Annotated in this window: 3 protein-coding genes; all 3 read right to left on the bottom strand. The window is 58.5% G+C overall.

The window, feature by feature from the left end; translation table 11 throughout:
* A partial coding sequence (locus tag ACXJ5O_RS26200; protein WP_457302460.1) for an ABC transporter substrate-binding protein occupies positions 1-443 on the bottom strand: 443 nt, incomplete at its 3' end.
* A 3-nt stretch (positions 444-446) separates the two neighbouring features.
* Positions 447-1226, bottom strand: coding sequence for an ATP-binding cassette domain-containing protein (locus ACXJ5O_RS26195; protein WP_224506135.1), 780 nt, complete (start codon positions 1224-1226; stop codon positions 447-449).
* A 10-nt stretch (positions 1227-1236) separates the two neighbouring features.
* Positions 1237-1649, bottom strand: a 413-nt coding sequence (locus ACXJ5O_RS26190) for a TonB-dependent receptor domain-containing protein (protein ID WP_457302459.1), incomplete at its 5' end; no start/stop codon positions are given.

Here is a 1649-nt window from a genome sequence, read left to right as displayed (position 1 = left end):
TCCGCCTCTGTGGTGCGTCCCAGCATGCGGCCAAGTTCCCGCCTCGCGTCAATGWTATGGGGAAACGGTGATGACCCGAGTGCGTGTATCGGGAACGATTTGACCGGCGCGATGTGCTCCAGCTGTGGCCTGACCCATTCAAGATACGGCGTCGACACAATCAGATCGGGTCTCAACAGCTGCAACAGCTCCATGTTGATCTCATGCGAGGAGCCAAGATTGGCGACGTTCGGCGGCAAAGGCGGTTCCACTGTCCAGTTCGCCCATCCCGTCGTGTCAATCAGCCCGATTGGTGGCACGCCAAGCTCAATCAATGTCTGCGCCAGACCATAGTCCAGCGAAACAACTCTCGGAGCCGAACTTGCGCCCTGCGCCTTTGCCGGCAAACAACCAAGCGTTGCCGCCACACCAAAAAGAAAGTCGCGTCTGCGTATCGGGGACATGGCTTAGAGGACGTAACTGATGGGCGCTTGCGTTTCCGGATGCCGGAATATTCCCATGCGCACGCCATAGATCGCATCGAGCCTGTCCGCAGTAATCAGCGTCTCGGTCTCGTCGTGAGCCACGAGCTTGCCGCCGGAAAGTGCAATCAACCGGTCGCAATAGCGCGCTGCCATGTTGATGTCATGCAGAACGATAAGCACGGACCGACCGTGGTCGTGCGCCAGCTTCTGAATCAGGCGCATCACCTCGATCTGATGATTGATGTCTAGAGCCGAGATCGGCTCGTCAAGAAGCAGGCACTCGGTGTCCTGGGCGACCAGCATCGCCAGGAAGGCACGTTGGCGTTCACCGCCGGACAGAGTATCGACAATACGATCAGCCATCGCCGTCATGGATGTCAGCTCCAGTGCTTCCCCAACTTTGGCCCTGTCGTTGCTGGAGAAACGTCCAAGCGCTCCGTGCCAGGGATAGCGGCCGAGAGCGACGACTTCCCTTACGGTCATGCCGTCGGTGTCGGGAGTCTGTTGCGGCAGATAGGCAACCTTCCTGGCATATTCCTTGGACCGGAACGATCCCAGCGCCTGCCCCAGACATTCGACGCGGCCGTGCGTTGGCGACTGAAAACGCGCCAGTATCTTCAGCAGCGTGGATTTTCCGGACCCGTTGTGGCCGAGGATACCGACCACCTCGCCCTGGGGAATGTCCAGCGTCAATGGATGGAGCAGTGTCCGTCCATCAACGTCGTAACCGATACCATTCAGCGAAAAGGCGGATCCGTTCATCACATGCTCGCTAGAACTTGGCCGAAAGGGTGGCTTTGACGGCGCGTCCCTCGCCGTAGATGCACATGGGCGAGCCATTGTCGTCACCTGCGCACGTCGCGTAGTACTCCTTGTCGAAAACGTTGCTCGCCTTGAGTGAACCCTTCCAGCCATTCTTTTCGTAGCTGATAGCTGCATCCACCAGGGTATAGGACCCGACCTCGATCTGATTGGCGTTGTCGCCAAATGAACTGCCGACGTAGCGGACACCGGAACCGATGTTAAGGCCTTCGAATGTCCCGCTCTCGAAGGTGTATTTGGCCCAGAGAGACGCCTGATGTTCCGGTACGAGTGCCGGCCGGTTACCCAGTTCACCTTCGACGTTGCTCGAGGTGATTTCGGCATCAAGATAGGTGTAGCTGCCCGTCAGGCTGACGCCGTGGA

The sequence above is a fragment of the Phyllobacterium sp. P5_D12 genome (assembly GCF_054049495.1).
Note: the sequence above shows the minus strand (reverse complement) of the source record. Positions and strands in the feature narration are given on the sequence as shown.